The following is a 22362-nucleotide window of genomic DNA, read 5'->3' on the forward strand; positions in this document are numbered from 1 at the left end:
GGTCTCGTATTTTGTGACGCAATCGACATTGCATCACCGGAGACCCAGGCGTCATATTCGAGACTATGAGTTCCGGAACTAGTGTTACCGTAAAACGCGCAGGGTGGATCCTCCTCGCCCTGGCCGGCGTCCACCTGGCCCTCCTCGCCCTGGCCACCGCCACCCACCTGCCCGGCTGGATCGGCGGGCAGCTCTGGGTCACCCCGCAGGGGTTGTCCGACTTCGCCGAACTCTCCCCCTCCGCCGGAGCGTTCTGGGCGTTCTGGGGGAGCTTCGCCGTCCCCCTCGGACTGCTCGGTGCCATGGTGATCAGGAGCGCCCGGGAGGGACGGACGCCCCCGGCGTACGTCGGGATCGGCCTGATCGTGTGGGCGGCCGTCGGGGCGCTGATCTTCGAGCCGTCGCCGTTCGTCCTCGGCGCGATCCCCGGCGCGATGCTGGTGGTCGCCGCCCGCTCCCGTCAGGCGGTGGCCGCGTGAAGACCCTGATCCAGAACGTTCGCCTGTTCGACGGCGAGCGGGTCCACCCGGGCGTGTCCGTCATCCTGGACGACGACCTGATCGCCGAGGTCAACCCGAACCCGGCTCTGACCGTCACCGGCGCGCACCTCGTCGACGGCACCGGCCGCACGCTCCTGCCGGGCCTCATCGACGCCCACACCCATGCCGTCCCCGGAAGTCTCACCCAGGTGGCGCGCTTCGGGGTGACCACCGAACTCGACATGTTCTCCGTACCGTCGACGCTCCCCCTGACGCGAGCCGAGGCGGAGCGGCAGGGCGCGGCGGACCTGCGCAGCTCAAGAGTGGGGGCGACGGCTCCGGGAGGGCACCCGGCGCAGTTCATGGGCGAGGTTCTCGGCGCTTCCCCACCGTCGCGGGACCCTGGGACGCGGCGAACTTCGTCCGCGAGCGGGTCGCCGAAGGCGCCGACTACCTCAAAATCATCATCGAGGACGGCTCCGGCCTGGGGGCCGCACTGCCGTCACTGGACGCGGCCACCGTACGGGCGCTGGTGGAGGCGGCGCACGCGGCGGGACTGCTCGCGCTCGCCCACGTGACCACCCAGGGCGCAGCCGAGCTCGCGGTCGAGGCCGGGGTGGACGGACTCACCCACATGTTCATGGGCGGCGAGGGCCTGCGCCCGCTCGCGGAGCGAATGGCGGCGGCCGACGTCTTCGTGATCTCGACACTCGCGTTGTACGCCGCGCTGAGCGGCTGGCCGCCGCCCGCATCCCTCGACGGACGGATCGCGACCAGGCTGAACGCGCCGACACGCGCGGCCCTCGGTCGTCCACCTGCCGGATTCCCCGAGCTTCCCGGCGCGGGTACGGCGGCGCTCGCGACCGCCGAGGTGCTCCACCTGGCGGGTGTGACGCTCCTCGCGGGCACCGACGCCAACGACGGACCCGGTCGCCCGTTCCCCACCGTCCACGGCGCCGGCCTCCACCTGGAGTTGGAGCGCCTGACCAGTGCCGGACTGACCCCGGCCGAGGCACTGTCGGCCGCCACCAGCGTGCCCGCCGCCCGATTCGGCCTGCGCGACAGGGGGCTGGTCCGGGCAGGCCACCGAGCCGACCTCCTGCTCGCCGAGGGCAACCCCACCACCGACATCACCGCCACCCGATCGATCACCGCCGTGTGGCAGCAGGGCGTGCGCATCGTCTGAGGTAACGCTCCTGCCGAGCGATGTTCGGCGTCGAAAATTCTGAACGTACCTCCCGGGAGCTCACTTACCGGCGATGACCCGGCGGGCGGCGGAGAGCTGCATTTCCTTGACTGCCTTCAACGCCCTGAACTTGTCGGGGTGGGCGGTGATGATGTCGTTCTGGATACGGTTCTCGGCCGCCGCCCAGATGGCTACCAGACCGGACCTCTCTTTGCACCTCAGGTCGGTCTGGGCCGTACGGATCTCCTTCTCGGAGAGCTCCTTCGTCCCCCAGCGCGCGTCAGTGATCGCGGCAAGTGGATCCGGGTAGCGAAAACCCTCTCCCGCCATACACGTACTCCAGGATCGAAATGCCTGGACGACCTTCTTGTCGCGTTTGGAGGCGTCAAATGACGCAAAGATCGTCCGGCTGAAGAACCCGGCGTCCGCCTTCGGTGCTCCGTCCGCCAGCTTGTCACGCGCCTGGTCGAGGCACCTCTTTGCGGCCTTCTTCACCTCAGGCGGAGCGGCGGTGATCCGCGCCGCGAGGTCGTTCGTCTTGCGCGCCAGCACGGCGGGGCGGTCGGGAGGGGGGCGATAGCCGTAAACGTCGACTATTCGCGGTTCTATGACACCGTAACGGCGGCGATTCGGTGGGGCGCTCTCATTCGCAGGCGGCCCCGGGAGAGCCTGCCAGGTCAGGCCGCGACCCTGCATGCAGTCGCGGATGAGAAGGTCTTCGGCGACCTCCAACGTCATGATCTCGGCCGGGCTGAAGTTGTAGGCGTCGAAGGGGACCATCAGTCGCCGGGCTTCCTCACCGGGCTCCGGTACGGCGAGCTGCACCGGAGCGGCCGGCGGAGTGCGCTCCTGCGGCACCGAGCAGGCCGAGGCCGCTCCGGCGAGAAGCGTCAGCGTAAGGGCTGTGCCCCATCGCCGGAGCGGCATGTTCATCTCCTACGCTCGGATGAGTGGTGGCGCAGCGGGCACATCAGCTGGCCAGCGAGCTGGCCTTGTTGTCGAAGCCGTTGTCCGTGAGGTCCTTGTCCTGGGAGTTGGCCCGGGCGGTGTAACCAGGCGACCCGGAGCAGTTCAGGGCGTCGTACAGCCACACGGACCGGTCGTACTCGTTCTTCTGGGAACTCGCCCAATTCCGGTAGGCCGACGGGATGTTTCCGCAACGACCGGCGGGCGGGAGGGTGATCGTGATCTTGCCGCCGGTGAATTCGTCGTGCTCGTACAGACAGAACTTGTCGGTACACCTGTCCCTCAAGGGGTCGATCACGTCGAGGCGCTCGTACGCGACTTCCTCGACAGGTAGGGCCGGAGAGGTGCTGGCGGCCTGAGCAGCAGAACCCAGCCCGGCGAACCCCATGACGCCGAGCGACAGCGAGCCGACGGCAAGAGCAATTTTGCGCATCACGACTATTCCCTTTCTCTGCGTTATGCGGACAAGAGCTCAGGCGGGTATTCCGTCGCCTGGAACGGATGTGACGTCACAATTATCTATTCCGGAACATATTTCCCCGCCCGAAAGCTCTCATCGGAACTCTATGGGCACCGACAAGCGTAAATAAATCCAGTGGCAGCAGACTGCCACACACCGGTCCAAGCTGCCATATCTGAAATAAACGCCATTGGCACCAAGCTGCCAGTGTGCGGTCCAAGTTGCCATATCCTGAATGCAGTTCATCGCCAAAAGGATGGGGTTGATCACAAGAAACAGCGAACATCGAGCGCATTTCGTGAATATGAAGCGAACGCCACCGACTGCATCCAGTCGCTCACTTGTCAGATGTATTGAATCAAAGTCATCAGACAACTGCCGTTTTCCACTGGCACAGCGGCGGAGTCGCGCACCGATCGAGTCCGGGACCGCCCTCCGAGCTGAACCACAACACGACCGGACGGTCTTCGATTGAGCGCGCGAAGAAGTTCCGGCCCAACTCATCCCGCCGTGCGGAAGCGCTCGTGGCGTTCCTCGATGAGTTCCGACCCCGGCTGGTCCGCCCGGCGGCGCGGCACCACATGCATCTGACAGCATCCAGGAATGCGGTTGAACATTTGGGTGGACGGCTGGCAGATGGACTGCTGCGGGGAACCGTTCCAAGTTGGCTCACACGTGACGTTGAAGCTCAGAAGGGCCGAAACTGAATCGCCCCAAGTTCGTTAGAGACTTCAGGTGATGGCTGTGAGCTGGGGTTTCGTGATTGACAGAAAGTAGTGGGTCTCGTATTCGACTGGTGGGACGTGGCCGATCTCACCGTGGAGGCGTCGGCGGTTGCACCGCTCGACCCACTCGGCGGTGGCGAGCTCGACGTGAGAGAGGATCTCCCAGGAGCCTCGCCGCTTGATCACTTCGGTCTTGAACAGGCCGATCGTCGACTCCGTCAACGCGTTGTCATAGGCATCGCCGACCCGACCGGATAGAGGCGGCGATCTCGGCCTTCTCGAGGTGTTCGGCCAGTTTGAAACCGGTGTAGCGCGAGCCGGCGTCCGAGTGATGAACGAGTTCGCCGCGTTGGTGGGGCGGCCGTCGCGGTCACGCTGCCACAGCCCCATCTCCAGGGCGCCCAGGACGGCTGGGCCAGCTTGCCGGTCGAGCCCGCCCAGCCGACGATCCGGCGGGAGAAAGACATCGACCACGAACGCGACGTAGACGACCCCGCCCAGGCGGCGACGTGAGTGAAGTCCGCGCCCCGGGCAGCAGTTGGGCGCGGAGGCGACGAAGTCCCGGTCGACCAGGTCCGGCGCCCGCGCCGACGACGGGTCGGTGATCGTGGTGACGACCCTCCTACCGCAGACCGCGCCGCCGATCCGAGATCGCCAATCAAGCGCTCGACCGTGCAGCGGGCGACCCGGTGCCCTTGGCGGTGGAGTTCCCCGTCTGGATCCGGCCGTGGGACGGGCGACTCACACAACGCGCCTCTTCCGCCAGGGTGCGTCAGATCGCTGCGAGATAGCCATACACGGCCCCGGCAAGCGCCGTCCCGAGGCCGACGGGCACGGCGTTGCCGATCTGCCGGGCGATCTCGGTCTTGGACCCGCACCAGAGATAGTCCTCGGGGAATCCCTGGAGGAGCGCGGCTTCCATATGCGTGATCGGCCGGTGGGCGGTCGGATGGAGGTATCGCCCCTTCTCCGGTTTGAAGAACTCCGTTCGGATGGTCACCGAGGGTCTGTCCGGAAACATCCGTCCCATGACGTCGCCCGATCCGCTCTGGTGTCGCAGCCAGCTCTTCGTGGTCAAGTGAGGATGCTTCGCGAGATCGTGTCTGTTGCCTCCCGGTGGGATGGCTTCATATCTCGCCATCGACATATCCGTCGGCTTCCGGCCGATGTGCAACTCCCGAGTCCGGAACGCCCCGGGCATCGACCTGCTCAACAGTTCGATGTCTCGACCTTCCGGCAGTTGGGTCGTGACGGTCTCGCCTGGTGTGTTGTCGAAGACAACGGCGGCTGGAACCCAAGGCCGCAAGCCGTCATCGAGCTCGACTTCCTCCTGACCCGCTGCCCCCGTCGCCCGACGGTGGGTCGGCTCCGGGTGGGCAAGCGGAACCCGGTCCGGATGAGAAGCCACCAAGTCGCGATGGGTCGCCAACACGATGACCCTCCGCCGAGCCTGTGGAACACCGTAGTCAGCCGCGTTCAATATCAGGTGTTTCAGCGTGTAGTCGGCGAGTTCACCTCCCCGCTCAGCCGATTGCCGGAGAAGTGTGAACTGCGGAGAGCGGAGAAACCGATCCACATTCTCTATGATGAAGATCTTGGGGCGAAGTGCCTCCACGACCTTCACATACTGGCGCCACAAGGTGTTTCTGGGGTCGTCCGGATCTCCTTTCCCTAACCCCGAGAATCCCTGGCAGGGCGGCCCACCGAGAATCACGTCGACATCGGACGCTCGCGAATCCGGACTCCAGTCCTCGATGCGACAGGCGTGAGTATATTCCACGCCGAAGTTGGCAGCATAAGTGGTAGCCGCTGCGATATCGGACTCTACCGCTCCAACGCTGCGAAACGGCGAAGCATCACCATCAGCAGGACGAAAGTCGTGAAACCCCTTGGTAAGCCCACCGCACCCCGCGAAGAGATCCACGATGTCTACGGTACTCATGGTGCGGCTGGTCATGTGCCCCTACCTTAGCCGGCACACAACGATCTCACTATAGGTAAGCTGACGGAAATCAAGCGAAAGCAGCGGCCAGACTTCGTCCTACCGCCTCCGCGACAGGTGGAGGCAGCGCCTGAGCCACCTGACGATAGGCGGGTGTCTTACGTCCGGAGATCCACCAGTCGTCGGGCAGGGCTTGAAGACGTTTCACCTGATCGACGGTCAACTTCGGCAGCCCCTCACGGCCCAGTTCGGGAGCGAGCACGAACTCGGAACCCGGCACCTGATCGCCGAGTCCGCTGCCGTCGACGCCGAGAGTCAACCAGGCGCGCTTGGTCCCCGTCGGCCCCAGGTCCGCGCCACCGTGCCTCTTCGAACCACCGACGATAGTGGGCGCGACCTGATCTGCCGAAAGTGCCCATGACTCCGCGTCGGGCCAGCCTCTGCTCCCCATGGAGACACGCAGGACCTCGCCGACAGTGGGAGCACTCCGCCCGCCCACCGGCCAGACGAATCGATCGAAATCCGAGGGAAGCAGAGCGACGATGATCCCACTGCGCCGCGTTTGCGGCACCCCGAAGTCGCGCGCGTCGAGTACCCGGTAGTCCCATCGATATCCCATGTGCGAGAGTTCCTCCCCGACGAAGGAGCGTGCGTCCGCGAATCGCGGATTGGTCAGCAGGTTGGGAGTGCTCTCCAGCATGATCGCCCGAGGTCGGACGTCCATGGCCAGGAAGATCGCGGCACGAAGGAGATCCCGATCATCCGCCGCGCCACGCTGCCGACCGGCGACGGCGAACGGCGCCGACGGGAGCCCGCCGGAGAGCAGATCGACGTCCGCGACGCCCGAATGCTCGGTTCCGACGAAATCCTTGAGGTCGGCCCGGAGAATCCGCCAGTGCGGCCGGTTCGTCGACAACGTCCCACAGGCGTGCGGGTCGTCGTCGAGCAGCAGGACCGGGTCGAAACCCGCCGCTTCCAAGCCCAACGCCTGACCACCCGCTCCCGCACAGATCTCAAGACTGCTGAACCGCGGACTCATCGGATACCCCCACAACGCTTTCCACCGACATGAGCGAGGTCAGGTGATCGAGAAATCGAACACTTCACCCAACGAAAACGGCCTATTCAAACTGGCTTTCCATCGTCGTGGAAGCTGTCCGCATACTTCTCGACACTTGTCACTCCACTGTGGTAGTCGGTTCCGAAAGGGTCTGGCGGCGGGTGGAGGGATGACGTGCGGAGCGGGGCAGCACTGAACGACCGTTACGTGCTGGAGAACCGGATAGGCGCCGGCGGCATGGGAGAAGTCTGGCGAGCTCTCGACCAGCGACTCGATCGACGCGTCGCGGTCAAAGTCGTCCTCGGGCATCACGCGAGCGAGGTACGTAAAGTCGAAAGGCTCAAATCCGAAGCCAAGATCGTCGCGCCGCTCCAGCATCCTGGCATCGTCGTCGTGTTCGACGCCGGAGAACACGACGGGCGCCTCTACATCGTGATGGAGTTGCTGGAAGGCCAGGACCTGTCCAAGATCGTGACCGCCCATCGAGGCGGCATGCCGATCGATCGGGTCACCCGCATCACAGGGCGTATGGCGGAGGCGCTCGCCGCCGCGCACGCCGGGAACGTCATACATCGCGACATCAAACCGGCGAACGTGATGGTCTCGGGCATGGACCGGGTCAAGATATGCGACTTCGGTGTCGCGAGGATCATCCGTTCCGGTTGCGAGCAGGCCACCTCCGGAATCGGCACCCCTGCCTACATGGCACCGGAGCAGTTCGGCGGCCGTGTCGACGCGCGCGTCGACCTGTACTCGCTGGGGTGCGTGGCTTATGAGATGGCGGTCGGGGAGCGCCCCTTCCTCGGCACCGACGTCGAACTCATGTACCAGCACACGACCCAGATGCCGAAGCCGCCTTGTTCCCTTCGGAAGGAGGTGCCCTCGGCGTTGGAGGACCTGATCCTGGAGCTGATGGCGAAGGACCCTGCGGATCGCCCTCAGCGTGCGGAGGACGTCGTCGCCCGCTTGCGTTCCATCCGCAGTCCGGTGCCGACGCTCGATCGCACCCCGGTGAAGGCGATACGATCCGTCCGCGCGGAGTCCTCCGGCTCGTTCGAGAAGGTCGCACGAAGCCGGTTCGAGTCCGAACCTCTGCGTTTCCCTCTCGGACGCGACGAGGCCGGCACTCCCGTGACGATCGATCTGGAAGAGTCCGTTCACCTGCTCATCGGCGGCTCCTCCGGATCCGGTTACACCGATCCAGTGCAGACGATCGTCGCAGCCGCCGTCGCCCGCACCACCGACTTGCGCCTCGCCATCCTCGACTCGCACGCGGAGAGGCTCACGCGCTTCGCCGATGCCGCTCACGTCTTGCCACTCGCGATGGACAATGTTCTGCCCTGGGCCGCCGACGAGCTCGACCGGCGGTATCGGGATCTCCGCAGAGCCCAGTGCCGGACCGTGGATCGATTCAACAGCGCGGTACGCCAAGGGCTCGTCGAGGCCCCCGAGGGCCGTCTCGGCGACGCGAGTGATCCACATCCTCCCGTGATCGTCGTGGTCGACGAGTTGGCCGACCTGCTCCGGGCCGTCCCCTCTTCCGCCGAGACGCTCAGGAAGATCGCGAGAGTCGGCCGAGCCGCGGCCCTGCACCTCGTCCTCAGGACGTCGCGGCCGAACGAGCAGGTGGCGAGGTCCGCCATCACGTGCTACCTCCCGGCCAGACTCGGACTCGCCATGCCCACGCCCGAGATGAGTCGCCGGATTCTCGATCAGGAAGGTGCAGAGTCTCTCCGCCTCGGCGAGGCGCTCTACCGCGCCGGCGGCGACGCTCCCGTCCGGTTTCTGCGTCTCGTCGCAGAGCCCGACCAGGCGAAACCGACGATGGAGACTCGCTGAAACTCAACCGAGGAACGGGCTCGGCTCGCCATGCCAGGAGAGTACGAGTCTCTCTCGGGCACGGGTACACGCCACGAAGAGAAGGCATCGTTCCCTCCGCAGGTCGTTCCAATGGGTCGCTGAATCCTCGGCCAACGGCGTGATCGCGGCCGTCGCGGGCAGGGCGTGCGAACTCACGCCGATCACCGCGACGCACCGGAACTCCAGTCCCTTCATTCGATGCATGGTCATCGTCGGCACCTGTCCGGTGGAGACCGAGCGTTCTCTGCTCACGTGCTCGGCCGCGATGCCCACCCTGGCCAACGCGGTGACCGCCTCTTGGGCCAGCGGCGCCGACCGAGCCGCGATCCCGATCTCCTCCGGAAGCACGCCTGCTTCGAGCCAGTCCTCGACGGTCCTCGCGAGTCGTTCCAGTTCGGCGGTCTTGGTCGAGGCACCGAACAGTTCCGGTCTTGACCCGTGGACCTCAGATCGGCATCCGGTCAGCGACACCAGGTCTCCCGTGAGACTCTCGATCTTCTCGCCCGAGAGCATGCCGCAGCTCCAGTTGAGGATCTCAGCGGTGGTGCGATAGTTGATCGTCAGATTCGTCGATCTACCCGCCACCTGTATGCCCAGGGCGCCCAGCGAGACTCGATTGTCATAGATCCGCTGATGGACGTCGCCCGCGATGAAGAGGTCGTTCGGCCCCCGCGCGACGGCGGCGCGCAGGACCCTCCATCTGACAGGGTGCAGGTCCTGCGCCTCGTCCACGATCACGTGGTCGTAGGGCTTGGTCGCGTTCCCCTCCAGGAGGCGGGCCGCGCTGCGGCAGACGGTCTCGAAGGTGTGCAGGTCGCCTTCGACGAGATGCTCTTCGAACTCGGCCAGGATCCGCCAGACCTGGGCCCGCTGCACCGGCCCGAGACGACGCCCCCGACCCGACCTTTTGGCCGTCAGGTACCCGTCAAGATCGGCGAGATCCTGCGCCAGTGCCACCTGTCGCCACTCCTCCGCGACGAACGACTCGCTGAAGTCGGAGGATCTACGACGCAGGATCTGCCGCCAGACCTCGTGTTCCTCGTTCTTCGTGAGGAGGGTGAACCGGCCGCCCACGGCCCGGCGGGCCACCTGATCGACCGTGGACACGTCGATGCGCGAGAGGATCTCGTCGTCGGTCTCCAGCAGCCGCAGCGAGTCTCGAAGGGCCTGTGTCAAGGTGGTGGTGAAGGTCGTGAGCAGGACCCGCCCGCCTTGGGCGGCCAGCTGCCTGGCTCGGTGGAGAGCCACCACCGTCTTGCCCGTGCCCGGTCCGCCCAGAACCTGAGCCGGGCCGGAATAGGTGCGGAGGGCGACCTCCCGCTGTGTCGCGTGCAGGTACGTCCTCCATCGAGCGAACGGCTTGGCGAACAGTTCCACCAGTTCGTCCGGCCCTTCGACCAGCGCGACCTTGTCCGGGGTCCGCAACATCGCCGCCGACAGGTCATCGGGGTCGAAGGGCTCGGCCGCGGTTCCCACGACTTCGCTCCACACCTCTTCGACGGAGAATCCGGCGGCCAGGCCGATCAGAACGTCGTACTGCCCCCTGGGCAGGGTGCCCGACAGCGTCTCCAGAAGCTGGATATCCGTCACCAACCGGGCGAAACGCAAGATCTGATCGTCGATGCCCAACCGGGTGAGATCGGCGCCGGAAACGTGTGCGAACAGCGGTTTCGCCTGCTCGTCAGGCTCTACGCTCATGGTCTGAAGAGCGCTGTCGATGATCTCCTCGTCACGGATCTCCATGTGGCCCGTGGCCGCGTTGACCGAGAGTCGGCGGTTGCGCGCCCAGGCGTAGGCCTCGTCGTGGGTGTCTACCCGTAGCAGGGTGTGTTGATCCCCGGTGTCCGGCACCAGGACGATTCCGCGATACTTGCGATCGATTCTGATGCTCTTCAGCCGTTGGTCGCGGGCGGCGATCTTCTCCAGGTGGGCCCCGGTGTGGGCGGTCTGTTCGAACTTGAGGATCGTGTCCACCACTTTCTGCTGGACCGGTCGTTCCAGGCGGACGAAATCCTGGAGGAAGTCGCGATGGATCCCGAGTGTCGCCATGCCCTTGCCCTTCAGCTTCGTCCTTGGAAGAACCCTGTCCCCGGGTCGTCGGGCGTGCCCACGAGTATCGCGCGGTCCAGGAACACGTTGTTGGTCTCGCAGCTTGTCTCGGGCAGCAGCACGCAGGCGTAGCAGGCGGCGAGGTTGAGCGCGTCCACGCCGCTGGCCTCGGCCTCCATGCAGGGAGGATCCTGCGAACACCAGGAGGCCCGCGCGAGCGCGGATTCCAACGTCCGGCTCAGTCTGCGGTGCTCCCCCTGAGCGACGACCCCGCCCAGGCTGCCGGCGGAGTCGCTGGTCGCCGTGTAGATGAGCAGCCCGGCCATGCTGTCCGACATGTACAGGCGTTCGCGCAACGCGGCGGCGGGGTACCCGGAGTCGAGGCTCCATTCATCGATCAGGACATGCGCGAGAGTGTGCAGGAGAAGGTACCGAGGTGTGACGGGCGAGCTAGGCCGTACCCGGGTGTCGGTTCCCCTGCGTGCCAACACGAGTTCGTGTCGCTCTTTGAGCACCGACGCGCGGTGAACGGGTCCGGAGCGACGCTCCCATTCCTGTAGCCGCCGCTGGTCCAGGGTGAGGAAGACGCCCTCCCCGCTGACCTCCACGGCCGGCAACCAGTCGACCCCGCCGGCGGACAATGCGGCTCCGGGCGTGTCGCCCCCTGTGGGGTCCGGCATCTCGACCCGCGTGAAGGACTGCAGCGCGCGGACCTCGCGCAGTCGCTTCACCAGCATGACCCGCTGCACCCCGGGCGGCGGGGGAAGGCCGCGATCACGCTCGGGTGGTACGCACTCGAAATCGTCGCCTCGGCCGGCGTTGGCCGTACCGTCGAAGAGCTGTCGATACTCCTCCTGACGAAGCGGGTTGGCCGGCTCGAAACCCGCCTCGGCGTCGGAGTCCGGGCGGGCGCTGACCCGAAGTTCGCGACGTTCGTGGACGGCGGCGAGCGCTTCCTCGGCGGTGAACCGACTGTCCTGGAGCATCCCGCTGTTCTTGATCATGTTCAGCACAGCCGACTCGGCGACCCCGTCGTCGAGAGCGCCGTCGAACACCGCGAAATGCTCGTGCAGCCTCTGATGGAGAGAATCAGACCACGGCGGGATGGAGAGCGCCGAGCGCGTGATCGGGAACCAGGCGGCGGACGAACCTCGTTGGAGGGTCCTCGGATCGGCATCACAACCGGGTTGTTCAGTGCCGAACCCGAGCCATGGACGTCGGCCACCGCACTCGATGCCCAGGTTGCGGAGTGCCCGTTTGCCGAACGCGCCCTGGAGGGATGCCTCCTTCTGGCAGGAGCATCTGATGACCACGGACCGAAGCGAGGCAGTACGACCAGTGCTCTCCAGGGTCAGATTATGCTCCGATGCCGATGTGTCCGGGACGGTCTTCTTGTGAACCCAGGCGAAGTAGGGGAAATCGTCGATGTGGCCGTTCTCGCACGCTATGACGAACCTGGAGGGGACCAGCGCTCTGTCACAGAGCCTGCACACACTCTTGCCCTCTTGCGTGCCGAAGGCCTTCCACGGTTGGAGCACCTTGCAGCCCGGACACGAATACCAGCGGGGAAACATCCGAATCCGCACGCCGTCGCCCGCCGGGGGTTCGTCGGCCGGAGGGAGCCGAAAGTACGAGACCCCCAGCCAATACTGGAGCCGGGGTTCGTAGAGCGCGCCACCCCGGCGCGCGTCGTTCTTCCAGGTGTCGAGGCCGCTGACGATGTACGACCGGTCGTCGACGGCGATCAACGCCCCCACCCCGTAGGTGCTGATCAGTTGAGTTCGGCGCACAGCTCCGATCCGAGTACGTGTGGGCTTCGTGGCTCCGTTGTCGCGTCCGCCGTTTCGTCTGTTTCGCAGAGCCACCGTCAACGCTCCAGGTAGAGATCGGATTCGACGTCGACGTCGCGCATGCTCCACAGAGTGGGATACGCATCGCGGAGATCTTCGTCGGCATGGGTGCACAGCAGGGCGCTGTCGGCGGCACGGGGTTCACCGCGCCTGAACGTCTTCGGCGCCTCGTAAACCAGTTCGGGGTTGTCGTCCGCGAGCCTGATCCAGTCGCCGATGAGGGAGTCGAGATCGTCTGCCGTGGCATCGACCTCATCGGGGTCGACGCTCCGTACGCGCGCGAGGATCACGTCCTTGAGTTCTTCCAGCCGCTTCTCGAAAGATCGCACTCGACCTGCGGCCTGGTTGGGTCGCATCTCCGCGTACATCAGTCTGCCCATTCCAACCAAGACGGCGTGGAGGGCTCGGTCTCGGGCGCGAGAGGAGAAGGGCGTCACACTGCTCGATTCCACTTGACGGTACAGAGCAGAGTGATACGGGACGAAGCTCTCATAGTGCGAGCGGTCCCGTGAACGGGCGGCGTTGTACAGAACCACGACGAGGCCGGGGTCTCGGCGGCCGACCCTGCTGCTGGACTGGATGTACTCGGCCGTGGTCTGCGGTTGACCCATGATCGCCATCAGGCCCAGCCGATCGACGTCCACACCGACCGAGATCATGTTGGTGGCGAGGACGATGTCCAGGGCCTCCTCGAGGGGCAGCCCCTTCTCCAGGCTCTTGAGCCGTCTAGGGACGTCGCTCGACTTCACCCGGCTGGTCAGCTCGGTGAGGTGGTCCGCAGGCCGGGGTCCGCCGGTCCGAGAGAGCGCCAGCACCTTCAGCCGATCCTGGACGTCGTCCAAGACCTGCAGTTCGGCGGCGGCGAGCAGCCGAAGGCTGTTGAAGTAGCCCACCAGGGTCCAGTAGGAATCTCGGACGCGGTCGTCGCCTTCGATCTCGCCCGCGTGGTGGAGAAGCGCGGCATACGCCCTGACCAGCAACGTCGCCTGACTGGTGTTCGGAGTGAGCAACCCCAGATAGAGCCGCGACGCCTTGTCGGCCGCCGGTGTCTCCACGGCGAACCACGAGTCGCGGGCGTCCAGCCCGGCCGGCGGGAACTGGCGGACCGTGCGGTTGAAGAGTTTCAGTCCCTGGTCCTTCGCTCGACGGATGGTGGCCGTGGAGGCGATGATCTTCGGTTGGTCCGCCGCCACGTCGATCGCGGTCTCGTAAAGGCCGGTCAGCGTGCCGAGCGGACCGGAGATCAGATGAAGTTCGTCCTGGACGACGAGTTCGGGCGGCGGAACCGTGCTGCCCACCTCGCGGTTGAAGAGCGCTGCCGCACTCTCGCGCCAGGCGATCTGAGCGAACTTGTCCACGGTCGCGATGAGCAGCGTCGGGCGCACCTTGTAGATCATCTCGTCCACCACGTGCACGGGGAGCCCCCCGTGGAAGGCGCATTCGCCATCGGGACAGAAGATCCGCATGTGGGTGCTCTCCGCGTCGGCCTCGTAGTTCCAGGCGTCCATGGGAGCGCCGCACCACGGGCAGGCGAAGAGCTGCACCGGGTTGTCTGTCTGAAGGTCTTCGCCCTTCCGCAGGCGCTTGATCGCGGCCTCGGCCGAGCCGAGCCTGTTCGGCGTGCCCGAGCCGCCCACCCACATGCCGATGGAAACGGTCTCTTCGCCGAAGTCGCCGGGGTTCTCCGCCCGTATCCTCTCCATCGCGCAGATGAGTGCGGCCGCGCGCTCGAACTGCTGCAAGGTGAGAAGTCGCAGGGTGTAGCGCATGAGCGCGGTCACTCCGCCGCCGAGTGGTCCTCTCCGCTTGCGTCGCAGGAACACCGTGAACGCGATGAGCCCCAGATACGCCTCCGTCTTGCCACCGCCGGTGGGGAACCAAAGCAGGTCCGCCTCGCGCCGGTCGTCATGGTCGGGGTCGACGATGCCGTCGACGCAGAGCAGCATGAAGGCGATCTGAAACGGACGCCAGACGCCGTCCAGCACGATCTCGCCCTCGCGACCGGACTTGATCCATCGCGTACGGCCACGCTGCATCGCCATGGCGCGGTTGGCGGCTCGGAAGGCCAGCATCGCCTCTGGGTCGCTCCGTAGCGTCTCGATGCCCGCGACGATGCGGTCGCAGGCCTCCTCGCACTGACGAACCTGCTCGGCCGCGGAGTCGGCGTGCTCGGTCGCCTCCAGCAACAGCGCTTCCTCGGCCCTCTCCCCGATCCAGGCACGATATCCGGAGGCCAAGCGGTGAAGGGAGGCGATCACGTCGGCGTCGAGCGCCTCGGCCAGGTAACGCATGCCGAGACCGGAGTCGTCGATCTCCGGGTTGGAGTCGGTCAGCAGCATCTCCTTGGACGGGACGTAGTCGGTCCACACGGCGGAGACGCGGGCCGCCCGCTTCTTCAGAAGTTCCTCGTCGCGGGGCCCCGGGGGCGTCCAATCCCAGTCGGCGGCGCAGCCGTGGCCCACCGCGAAGGAGGGAGCGTACCGATAGAGCAGGCGGTTCGCCCGGATCTCCTGCTCGTCCGCGCCGACGGGCACCGGTCTCTCCACCAAAGCGTCCTGCCCTCCCACGTGGAGCCGTGTCTGGAAGAAGCAGAGCCCGTCGTAGATTTCATGCGTCTCCAGTCGGTGGGTGTTGACCAACGCCAACGTCACGGCGACGGTGCCGGTGGCGGGATCGGCCCGGCGCACCCTGATCCTGAGTTCCAGACCGTCCGCCAAGGGCTCGGCACGGTAGTCGGGCGCGGTGACGCCGATCTCGACGGGTGGCGGCTCCAGCGTTCGCCGGCGCCACCGCATCCGCTGCTCGTCCGTGGTGCGCCGGGCGGCTCTCTGGGCGGTGACCGGGTTGCCCTCCAGATCCACGGAGTCGTAGACGGCGGCGGTCACAGTCACCAGCACGGTCGACGCGACAGCCGGATCGACGCCGAAGGTCAGCCCCATCGAGGACGGCGCCTTGCTGGTGGCCAGCGACACCCCCGTGTCCGGCACCTCGTCCACCGCGAGGAGCAGTGACCCCCTGTCGTCGTCGTGCGCCGCCGTCCGCTCCTCGCCGAGGACCACATCGTCGTGCTGTGGGAAGAGCACACCTGTGGCGTACGCGGTCGTCGGCGGGTCACCCAGCACCTCCTGGTCGCCGGACGCGGGACCGAGGAGATCGAGACGGACCCGTTCGACGAGCTCCCGCCTGAACCGGTAGTGCTCGTCATGCCGGGTCATAGATCTGTCCCTTCCCATCCCACACGAACGTCCCGAGGCCCATCAGTCTCGGTGCCAGCCAGATTCCGTGGGGCCCAAGGCCCGCGCGCGACCCGGCGGCCTCGGTGCCGGCGACCGTCTCCAGATCGTCCACGTGGAGGCCAGTCACGGCCTTCGGCCAGTTCCTCGGCCGGAAAGATCGGGAGGTCCGCAGCAGCCGATGCAGATCGGAGCGGAAACCCTGCGACATGACACCGATCTCCCGACCGTCGTGCGAAACGGTGTACGACGGGCTCTCCTCATCGGTGGCCGATTCGCCGTCCGCCCGGAGGAGCACCACCTCGTCGCCGGCCGCGACCCGATCTCGCAGATACTCCTGGCCTGCCGGCAAGCCGGGGTGGACGTCGGAACCGGTCACCTCCAGGCCGCTACGCACCCAATGCCTGTATCCGTATCGGGCCCATCGCCCGGTGCCCCGGTCGATGCGGATCCCCCCGGTGTTCAGGGCGTCCAGCCATTCCAGTTCGTGACGTGGCCGGGTCATCGCCACATAGAGCAGCCGGGCCTCCTCCGAGGGGTCCACCGCATCACGTGCCGGATCGAGTGGGCCCGGGTCGACGACCACCACCCTGTCGAACTCCAGCCCCTTGGCTCGGTGGAAGGAGGAGATCACCAGGTCGCAGGACGGTTCGTCGGTAAGCTCGTCGGGCATCCGTCCGGCCGCTATAGCGGTCCGGAGCCTGGACAGGTCGAGGATCCGCCCCCGGGTGTCACAGGTTCGTTGGAGACAGCGCCATACCTTGTCGCGGTCATAGCCGTCCGGGATCGACACCCGGTCGAATCGTTCCCGGCTCAGGCTCCAGCCGTCCGTTCCGTGGAACAGGTCCGCCACCCACGCCGGCGTCATCCGGTCCTGGGCCGAACGCCTGAGTCGGTGGGGTACTCCGAAACGGCGCAGCGCCTCGGACACGATCAGCGCCTGCCCATTGGTACGGCACAGCACCGCGGTCGTCCCGTTGTAGTCACCGAGCACGTCCGCTGTGAACCCGTCCAACCGGCCAAGGTTGAGACAGCTCCGGAGCGAATCCCGTAGTTCCACGTACAAAGGTTCGCCGGGCGCGGCGCCCACCTCGGCGTTCGCCCGAAGTCGCGGCCCGAAGTCGAGTGCGCTCCTCGCCTCCTGGCTCTGTCCCCTGAAGTTGCCGGACAGGCTCAACTCGGTGAGTTCCTCGCCGAAGGTCACTCGTAGCCAGTCGAAGAACCGGTTGGTCTCCCCCGCTCGTTCGTCCGCCTTCGGAACGGTGAACCCGTAGATCGACTGCGCGGGATCCCCGACCACGGTGAACCCGCAATCGAAGCGTTCCAGCAGAGTCTCCACGAGGTCGCGGCGACTGCCGACGAGATCCTGGACCTCGTCGACCACCACGTGGCGCAGGTCTTCGAACAGGTCGTCCGCGAGACCTCGCTCGATGGCTCTCTGCGCCGCCGCGATCCGTCCTTCGAACGAGCGTCGGTACCAATCGCCGTCGGCCTCGACGTTCGTCAGCAGGTCCAGCGCCCAGGAGTCGAAGGTCTGGGCGTGGACGTGGCGGACCGAGCCGCCCTGGTCGAGAAGCCGTTCACGAAGTTCTCGCACCGCAGAGCGGGAGAAGGTCAGTGCGAGTATCTCTCCGGCGTTCAACTCCTCCATCAGTCGCTCCAGTCGGCTGACGAGCGTGTACGTCTTGCCCGCGCCCGCCCCTGCGGTCACCAGAGTCAGGGCACCCGCCGGTTGTTCGACGACGACCCGCTGTTCGGAGGTGAGAGTCATCGTCTGCTCCACAGGTGTTCGAACTCGGTGAAGGCGAGCTTCTTGTCGTAGTTGACGATGTTGTCCGCCACGTCGAGGATCAGGCACGTCGATCCGCCGTTGTTCAACGGTCCGCGCAGCCCTCGGCCGATCATCTGCTGGTAGGCGTTCGGACTGTAGGTCGGGCGGGCGACGACCACCACCTCGGTCGCGGGCGCGTCGAAGCCCTGCGCGAGCACACCGTGGTTGGCCAGGACCCGGATCTTCTTCGACCGGAACTCCTCGATCCGCGCGCGACGGTCGGAGTCGGGCGTGGTCGAGTCGATGGCGGCGGCCGGGATCCCCCGACCGTTGAGCTTGGCCACCAGCACCTTCGCGTGGCTGACCGACGCCGCGAACAGGAGTACGGGGCTACCGACGGGCAGCCTTTCGATCTCTTTGAGCAGCATGGCGTTACGGTCGGCGTCGCGGGCCAGGGTGGCCTCCACCGAGCGTGGCAGCCAGGCGCCCTGGAACTCCTCGGTGCCCTTCAGCTCTTCCTCGGTCAGCGTGAGGGTCGTGCCCTTCAGCTCGCGGTGCTCGACTTTCGCCAGCACGCCGAGCTCCTGCAACTCCTCGTACGGATCCGACCGGAAGATCCCTTCGTCCAGTCTGGTCCCGCCGTAGCGTTCCACCAGCCGACGTGTCTCCTGCGCGTTGAAGCCCCGATACGGCGTGGCCGTCAAACCGATCAGCGGCCTGGAAGTCTCCCTGTAGGTGATGCCGAGCGTCCTGAACAGGTCGGTGTATCGAGGCGTGATCGAGAAGTGGGCCTCGTCCACGATCACGATCGCGGCGTCGCGCAACCAGCCGTACTCGGGTCGTTCCAGGCGTTTCTCCAGATTGGCGTCGGTGGCGACCACCAGGTGCGCGGTGTCCTTGCTCGCCGCCGCGTCCCTGCTGCCCCACAGGCGGTTGATGGTGAGTTGCTCGGGCGGTCCCACCTTGGCCCATACGAACGACCAGGTCTGCACGGCCTGCTCACAGAGCTCCTGGCTCTGCGCGATCCAGAGGATCGGCCGGCCGTTCAGCCCCTGCTCCTTGACGACCCTGATGATCGCCTCGACCGCGACCCGGGTCTTCCCCGCGCCCGTCGGCAGGCAGAGCATCGCGCGGGGGTTCTCCCATCTGGTCAGCAGGTCGAACGTCTTCTGGGTCAGTCGCTCCTGGTAGTCGTGGAGCCGGGGGAATGCCTTTGGGCCCTGGACCCGTTCGACCGGGGGCAGAGGGTCGCTGCGGGTGCCCGCGTAATTCTCCGGCAGGTCCAGGTCGTTGACCACACGGATGGACTTGGAGTCCCCTCGGAACGTCGCGGCGGCGTCGGGCACGCTGGCGGCGATGTCGTCGCGGTAGACCCGCAGGAGCTCGTCGCCGTACGCGTTCACCGCCAGTCGCGCGACTCGGCGATCGGTGGCGGGCGTGCCCGTCTCCGCCTCGTCGCTCTCCAGAAGCCCGTGCGGCAGCCCCTTCCTCAGGGCTTCGACTCCGATGAGTTCCAGCATCTTGTCCGCGATGTCCGGGGCCTGCCGAGCACGCCGCAGACGTTCATGGTTACGTTGTTGCTCCCGTAGTCCCAGGATGTTCCGACACTGATCCGCGCCGAGCCCCAGCTTGAGCTCCACGTCGACCGCGAGCAACGTGGCGAGGTCGTCCACCGGCTGCCGGACGAAGACCTTACGATCGCCGAAATGCGCCGCTGTGGGCATCTCAGTCGTCCGCATGCCCTTCGGGGTGCGGACGACCTCCCCCAGTTCCTCGCAGCGCACCAGCGTCCAACCTTCGACCTGGTTCCGAACCCTGACCTTGAGGTGTGGGAACTCTTCGGTCAGACGTACCTCTTCCACGCCGGCCCACCGCAGTTCCTTTTGGATCACGTCGTCCGGAGAGAGCATCTTCCAGTGCTCTCGCATCGACAGGGCGGCTGTCTCGGACGGCGCCAGGAGAGCGGGGATCTGCTCGCCGACGAGGGTCTCGTACTGCACGCGGCTCCCGGTCACGACGATCTCGGTGACCGCCACGTCGGTTCTCGCCTCGTCTCCGAGGCGGCATCGGACGGCGCCTTCGGCGGGCCAGTCGACGCCGGCTTCGAGGATCAGCGCGTAGACCTTGCCCGCGAAGGCGTCGTCGGCGGTCCCCGCCGCCTCGTCGACCAACTCGGCCCACAGACGCGGCTCGATCTCGCCGAACGTGTGGGGCAGGCCGAGGACGTTCGCCACGCTCGTCGACACCTTGGCGACGGGCAGGAGGTGCTCATGGCTCTTCAGATCTGGCCCCACGCTCCGGACAACCTGACGGAGACCGCGAGAGGTCTCGACGTAGCCGTGCCTGCGTGCCGTCCACTTGAGCGGGGACATCACGCTCTTCCTCGTGGACGTCTGCCTGCCCACCTGCATCGTCCAGTTGGCGACCACGCCGCCGATGGGCAAGTGGGCGAGAAACGCGGCCCTGCCCTCGGGCGACAACTCCGTGAGGAGCCTGAGGGGGCCTGCGGGCATGCTGCCGTCGAAGGCCATGGTGGCGTGTTGGGGCCGGTGGTCCGACGCCGGGAGTCCGGCGCAATGGGCCTCCCAGAGGTCACGGGTGTAGTCGACGAACACCGAGTCCTCGCGGGGATCGTGCCTTTCCGCAGGCCCGTCGAGGAGTCCCAGGTCCTTGAGCACCGATCGATCGTCGCCGTGGAACCCGGTGTCGACGGCGATCCGGCTGTCACGACTGCCGTCGGCTGGAACGATCCTGCCGGGTAGCAGGCACTCGTCGATCCGACGGAACCCGCCGTCGACCGTCTTCACCTTGAGCCGCGCCTTCACGTCCTCCCGCCCTCGGAAGGCGTCGAGCGTGCCCGCCGGACCCGCCAGCCGCACCAGTTCCCAAAACGAGATCCACTGGCGATCGGCGTACCCGTGGAACCCTTGCTCCACCACCGACGCCAGGCGACCCCGGTGGTCGGCTTCGTGGACGCCGAGCTCATTCAGGGCTCGGATCACCTCAGGGTCGCCCGCGTAGACCCGCTCGTCGACGTAAACGGTGTTGTCGGTGAGGTCGTCGTCGCCGGACCGGCGGAAGATCTTGTTGGAGGGAGGTACCAGACCCAGGTTCTCGGTGAGGACGATGCGGGCCCGCATCGCGTCGTCGGCCTGGTTGTGGCCCTTGCGCGACATCTCCCAGGCGATCGTGATCGCTCGCGCCGACGCCTCGGGCGTCTCGTCCGCGACGAGTGCCTCCAACCATTCCCTCGCGGTCTTCGGGGCGACGCCGGCGGCGCTTTGGATGTAGCCGACACGCTCGCGGCGGTAGTGCCCTTCCTCCACCGAGTGGTCGCACCAGTTCGCGGGGCGTCCGGGGTGCTCGGCCCATCTGCGCAGCCACGAGGAGTCCAGCTTGTCGGGATGCATGTGCACCTCGGCGACCGTGCCGAAGACACCGTTCTGGTCGGGCACGACCGGCTGGTGGGCGGCGACGGTCCAGATCGCGTGCACCAATTCGTCGGCCGCCCACTGGGTCTCCTCTCGACCTCGGGCGGGCAGGACATCGAGGTGCGCGCAAGGGTCGTACTCCGAAGCCAGTTTCGGCAGCGACTCCACGACGAGTTGGGCCACCACGCCGATCAACTCGTGGTTGAAGGCGTTGTGATTGTAGAGGTTCTGCCTGTCCTCGCTGGTCTTCCACGGCGCGTTGACGATGCCTTTCAGGGTCGAGGCGTAGTTCGTCGGGAAGTAGGCCCAGAACTGTCCTCGGTCTCGTCTGACCTCGGTCGGCACCGCCCAGGAGACGTCGATCACCGGCCGATCGTGGAGTTCGCCCGCTTCCTCCAGTGCTCTCGCGGACGGCGTGTGCGAGCGGGTGAAGACCCGCCAGTCCGAGACGCGCGTACTCTTGCCCGTCGTCTCCATCTGAAGCTCTCGACGGTCACCGGTCGAGCGCAGGAAGACCTGCCTGGCGATCGTCTTGGAGGAGCGACGGTCCTCCAAGGTCACGGTTTCGACGTGGGGCGAGAACAGGGAGAACTCGGCGGGGAACTCCGCTATGTCCTTCGCCAACCGGTTGACCGCACCGGGCTTCAACGGCAGGCGCACCACGGTGGTGGCCCAGGTGAGCAGTTCCCTGAGTACCGGGTCGTCCGCTGCCGCGCGCTCACGGTCGAGTGGACGCGCGATCCTCAGCACGGGCGTCTCGACCGCCGACGGCTGAACGGCTCGGATCTCTTTCGCCGCCCACTCTTTGTCGAAGCCGAAGCTCTTGCCGTCCTCTTTGCTGTAGAACTCGGGCATGTCGGTGACACTGAGAACGGATTTCACCCCTACACCGAAACGCCCGATCTGACCCCCTCGTTTGCGTGACACTCCCATCCGGAGGATGGTGTCCGCGCCCTCGGGGGTGATGGCAGAGCCCTCGTTCGCGCAGTAGAGGTGAGAAGTTGTGAGAACAACCGCTATTTCACCATTTGGGGTATTTCGTAGCTCGTCTGCGCCGTTCTGTACCAATTCATAGATCTGTCGGGTGCCGTACCCGCCTTCCTTGATCCGACGCTCGTTGTTGGCATGTTCCTGCACGAGGCCGGGGTCGATGCGGTAGGTCTCGAGGACCCGCTCGGACTGACCGAGGACGACTTGCAGAACAGAAGAATCGACGCTGCTCACGGTGCGGTCAACTCCAACGGCACGATGAAGCACTACGGGGGAGAAATCTCAGCACATCGAATACGCACACCACCAAAATGTGGACATACGCACTCTAGATACGCCAAAGACGGCTTGCAGGGTGTT

At 66.2% G+C, this 22362-nt stretch carries 15 protein-coding genes; 5 read left to right on the forward strand and 10 right to left on the reverse strand.

Annotated elements, in window-relative coordinates:
• Positions 1 to 65 precede the first annotated feature (65 nt).
• The 3 genes from ABD120_RS19995 to ABD120_RS20005 are packed head-to-tail and all read left to right on the forward strand — an operon-like array spanning position 66 to position 1665.
• Positions 66 to 479, forward strand: coding sequence for a hypothetical protein (locus ABD120_RS19995; protein ID WP_343951457.1), 414 nt, complete (start codon positions 66 to 68; stop codon positions 477 to 479).
• Positions 476 to 1057: a hypothetical protein gene (locus tag ABD120_RS20000; protein WP_343951458.1), complete on the forward strand. Its 582-nt coding sequence runs from the start codon at positions 476 to 478 to the stop codon at positions 1055 to 1057. Before ABD120_RS19995 ends, ABD120_RS20000 begins: the two co-directional genes overlap by 4 nt.
• A complete protein-coding gene (locus tag ABD120_RS20005) occupies positions 964 to 1665 on the forward strand; it encodes an amidohydrolase family protein (RefSeq protein WP_343951641.1) in 702 nt (233 codons plus the stop codon). Before ABD120_RS20000 ends, ABD120_RS20005 begins: the two co-directional genes overlap by 94 nt.
• A 60-nt stretch (positions 1666 to 1725) precedes the next feature.
• On the opposite strand, the gene ABD120_RS20010 is transcribed toward ABD120_RS20005, so the two are convergent.
• Both ABD120_RS20010 and ABD120_RS20015 read right to left on the reverse strand, forming a co-directional pair.
• Complete coding sequence (locus ABD120_RS20010; RefSeq protein ID WP_343951459.1) at positions 1726 to 2598, reverse strand: hypothetical protein; 873 nt, start codon at positions 2596 to 2598, stop codon at positions 1726 to 1728.
• Between the two features lie 37 nt (positions 2599 to 2635).
• A complete protein-coding gene (locus tag ABD120_RS20015) occupies positions 2636 to 3064 on the reverse strand; it encodes a peptidase inhibitor family I36 protein (RefSeq protein WP_343951460.1) in 429 nt (142 codons plus the stop codon).
• 630 nt (positions 3065 to 3694) lie between these two features.
• Between ABD120_RS20015 and ABD120_RS39825 the strand changes: the two genes are divergently transcribed.
• Positions 3695 to 3817, forward strand: coding sequence for a DUF6578 domain-containing protein (locus tag ABD120_RS39825; protein WP_425564009.1), 123 nt, complete (start codon positions 3695 to 3697; stop codon positions 3815 to 3817).
• 5 nt (positions 3818 to 3822) lie between these two features.
• Here ABD120_RS39825 and ABD120_RS20020 read toward each other — a convergent pair whose 3' ends face one another.
• The 3 genes from ABD120_RS20020 to ABD120_RS20030 form a co-directional block, all read right to left on the reverse strand.
• Complete coding sequence (locus ABD120_RS20020; protein WP_343951461.1) at positions 3823 to 4290, reverse strand: integrase core domain-containing protein; 468 nt, start codon at positions 4288 to 4290, stop codon at positions 3823 to 3825.
• A 298-nt stretch (positions 4291 to 4588) separates the two neighbouring features.
• Complete coding sequence (locus ABD120_RS20025; protein WP_343951462.1) at positions 4589 to 5773, reverse strand: DNA cytosine methyltransferase; 1185 nt, start codon at positions 5771 to 5773, stop codon at positions 4589 to 4591.
• Positions 5774 to 5828: 55 nt separating this feature from the next.
• Positions 5829 to 6797, reverse strand: a complete 969-nt coding sequence (locus ABD120_RS20030) for a DNA cytosine methyltransferase (protein WP_343951463.1) — start codon at positions 6795 to 6797, stop codon at positions 5829 to 5831.
• 228 nt (positions 6798 to 7025) lie between these two features.
• Between ABD120_RS20030 and ABD120_RS20035 the strand changes: the two genes are divergently transcribed.
• Positions 7026 to 8657 (forward strand): serine/threonine-protein kinase, encoded by a 1632-nt coding sequence (locus ABD120_RS20035; protein ID WP_343951464.1) that lies wholly within the window; start codon positions 7026 to 7028, stop codon positions 8655 to 8657.
• A gap of 3 nt (positions 8658 to 8660) precedes the next feature.
• Here ABD120_RS20035 and ABD120_RS20040 read toward each other — a convergent pair whose 3' ends face one another.
• Genes ABD120_RS20040 through ABD120_RS20060 form a run of 5 tightly spaced genes read right to left on the reverse strand, consistent with a single transcriptional unit; the run spans position 8661 to position 22236 of the window.
• Positions 8661 to 10727 (reverse strand): UvrD-helicase domain-containing protein, encoded by a 2067-nt coding sequence (locus ABD120_RS20040; RefSeq protein WP_343951465.1) that lies wholly within the window; start codon positions 10725 to 10727, stop codon positions 8661 to 8663.
• 11 nt (positions 10728 to 10738) lie between these two features.
• Positions 10739 to 12691, reverse strand: a complete 1953-nt coding sequence (drmB, locus tag ABD120_RS20045) for a DrmB family protein (RefSeq protein ID WP_343951466.1) — start codon at positions 12689 to 12691, stop codon at positions 10739 to 10741.
• Entirely contained in the window at positions 12595 to 15792 is a 3198-nt protein-coding gene (locus tag ABD120_RS20050) for a helicase-related protein (protein WP_343951467.1), read from the reverse strand. Before ABD120_RS20050 ends, drmB begins: the two co-directional genes overlap by 97 nt.
• Positions 15779 to 17581, reverse strand: a complete 1803-nt coding sequence (locus tag ABD120_RS20055) for a UvrD-helicase domain-containing protein (RefSeq protein WP_343951468.1) — start codon at positions 17579 to 17581, stop codon at positions 15779 to 15781. Before ABD120_RS20055 ends, ABD120_RS20050 begins: the two co-directional genes overlap by 14 nt.
• Positions 17578 to 22236 carry a DEAD/DEAH box helicase gene (locus ABD120_RS20060; protein WP_343951469.1) on the reverse strand — a complete coding sequence of 1553 codons (4659 nt, stop codon included), beginning with the start codon at positions 22234 to 22236 and terminating at the stop codon, positions 17578 to 17580. Before ABD120_RS20060 ends, ABD120_RS20055 begins: the two co-directional genes overlap by 4 nt.
• Between the last annotated feature and the right edge of the window lie 126 nt (positions 22237 to 22362).

This window comes from Nonomuraea longicatena, from assembly GCF_039525605.1.
Lineage (GTDB): Bacteria > Actinomycetota > Actinomycetes > Streptosporangiales > Streptosporangiaceae > Nonomuraea > Nonomuraea longicatena.

Excerpts from the sequence above, each read along its gene's own strand:
- ABD120_RS19995 (WP_343951457.1), top strand. The coding sequence starts at position 66 with ATGAGTTCCGGAACTAGTGTTACCGTAAAACGCGCAGGGTGGATCCTC.
- ABD120_RS20010 (WP_343951459.1), bottom strand. The coding sequence starts at position 2,598 with ATGAACATGCCGCTCCGGCGATGGGGCACAGCCCTTACGCTGACGCTT.
- ABD120_RS20015 (WP_343951460.1), bottom strand. The coding sequence starts at position 3,064 with ATGCGCAAAATTGCTCTTGCCGTCGGCTCGCTGTCGCTCGGCGTCATG.
- ABD120_RS39825 (WP_425564009.1), top strand. The coding sequence starts at position 3,695 with ATGCGGTTGAACATTTGGGTGGACGGCTGGCAGATGGACTGCTGCGGG.
- ABD120_RS20025 (WP_343951462.1), bottom strand. The coding sequence starts at position 5,773 with ATGACCAGCCGCACCATGAGTACCGTAGACATCGTGGATCTCTTCGCG.
- ABD120_RS20030 (WP_343951463.1), bottom strand. The coding sequence starts at position 6,797 with ATGAGTCCGCGGTTCAGCAGTCTTGAGATCTGTGCGGGAGCGGGTGGT.
- ABD120_RS20040 (WP_343951465.1), bottom strand. The coding sequence starts at position 10,727 with ATGGCGACACTCGGGATCCATCGCGACTTCCTCCAGGATTTCGTCCGC.
- ABD120_RS20050 (WP_343951467.1), bottom strand. The coding sequence starts at position 15,792 with ATGACCCGGCATGACGAGCACTACCGGTTCAGGCGGGAGCTCGTCGAA.
- ABD120_RS20055 (WP_343951468.1), bottom strand. The coding sequence starts at position 17,581 with ATGACTCTCACCTCCGAACAGCGGGTCGTCGTCGAACAACCGGCGGGT.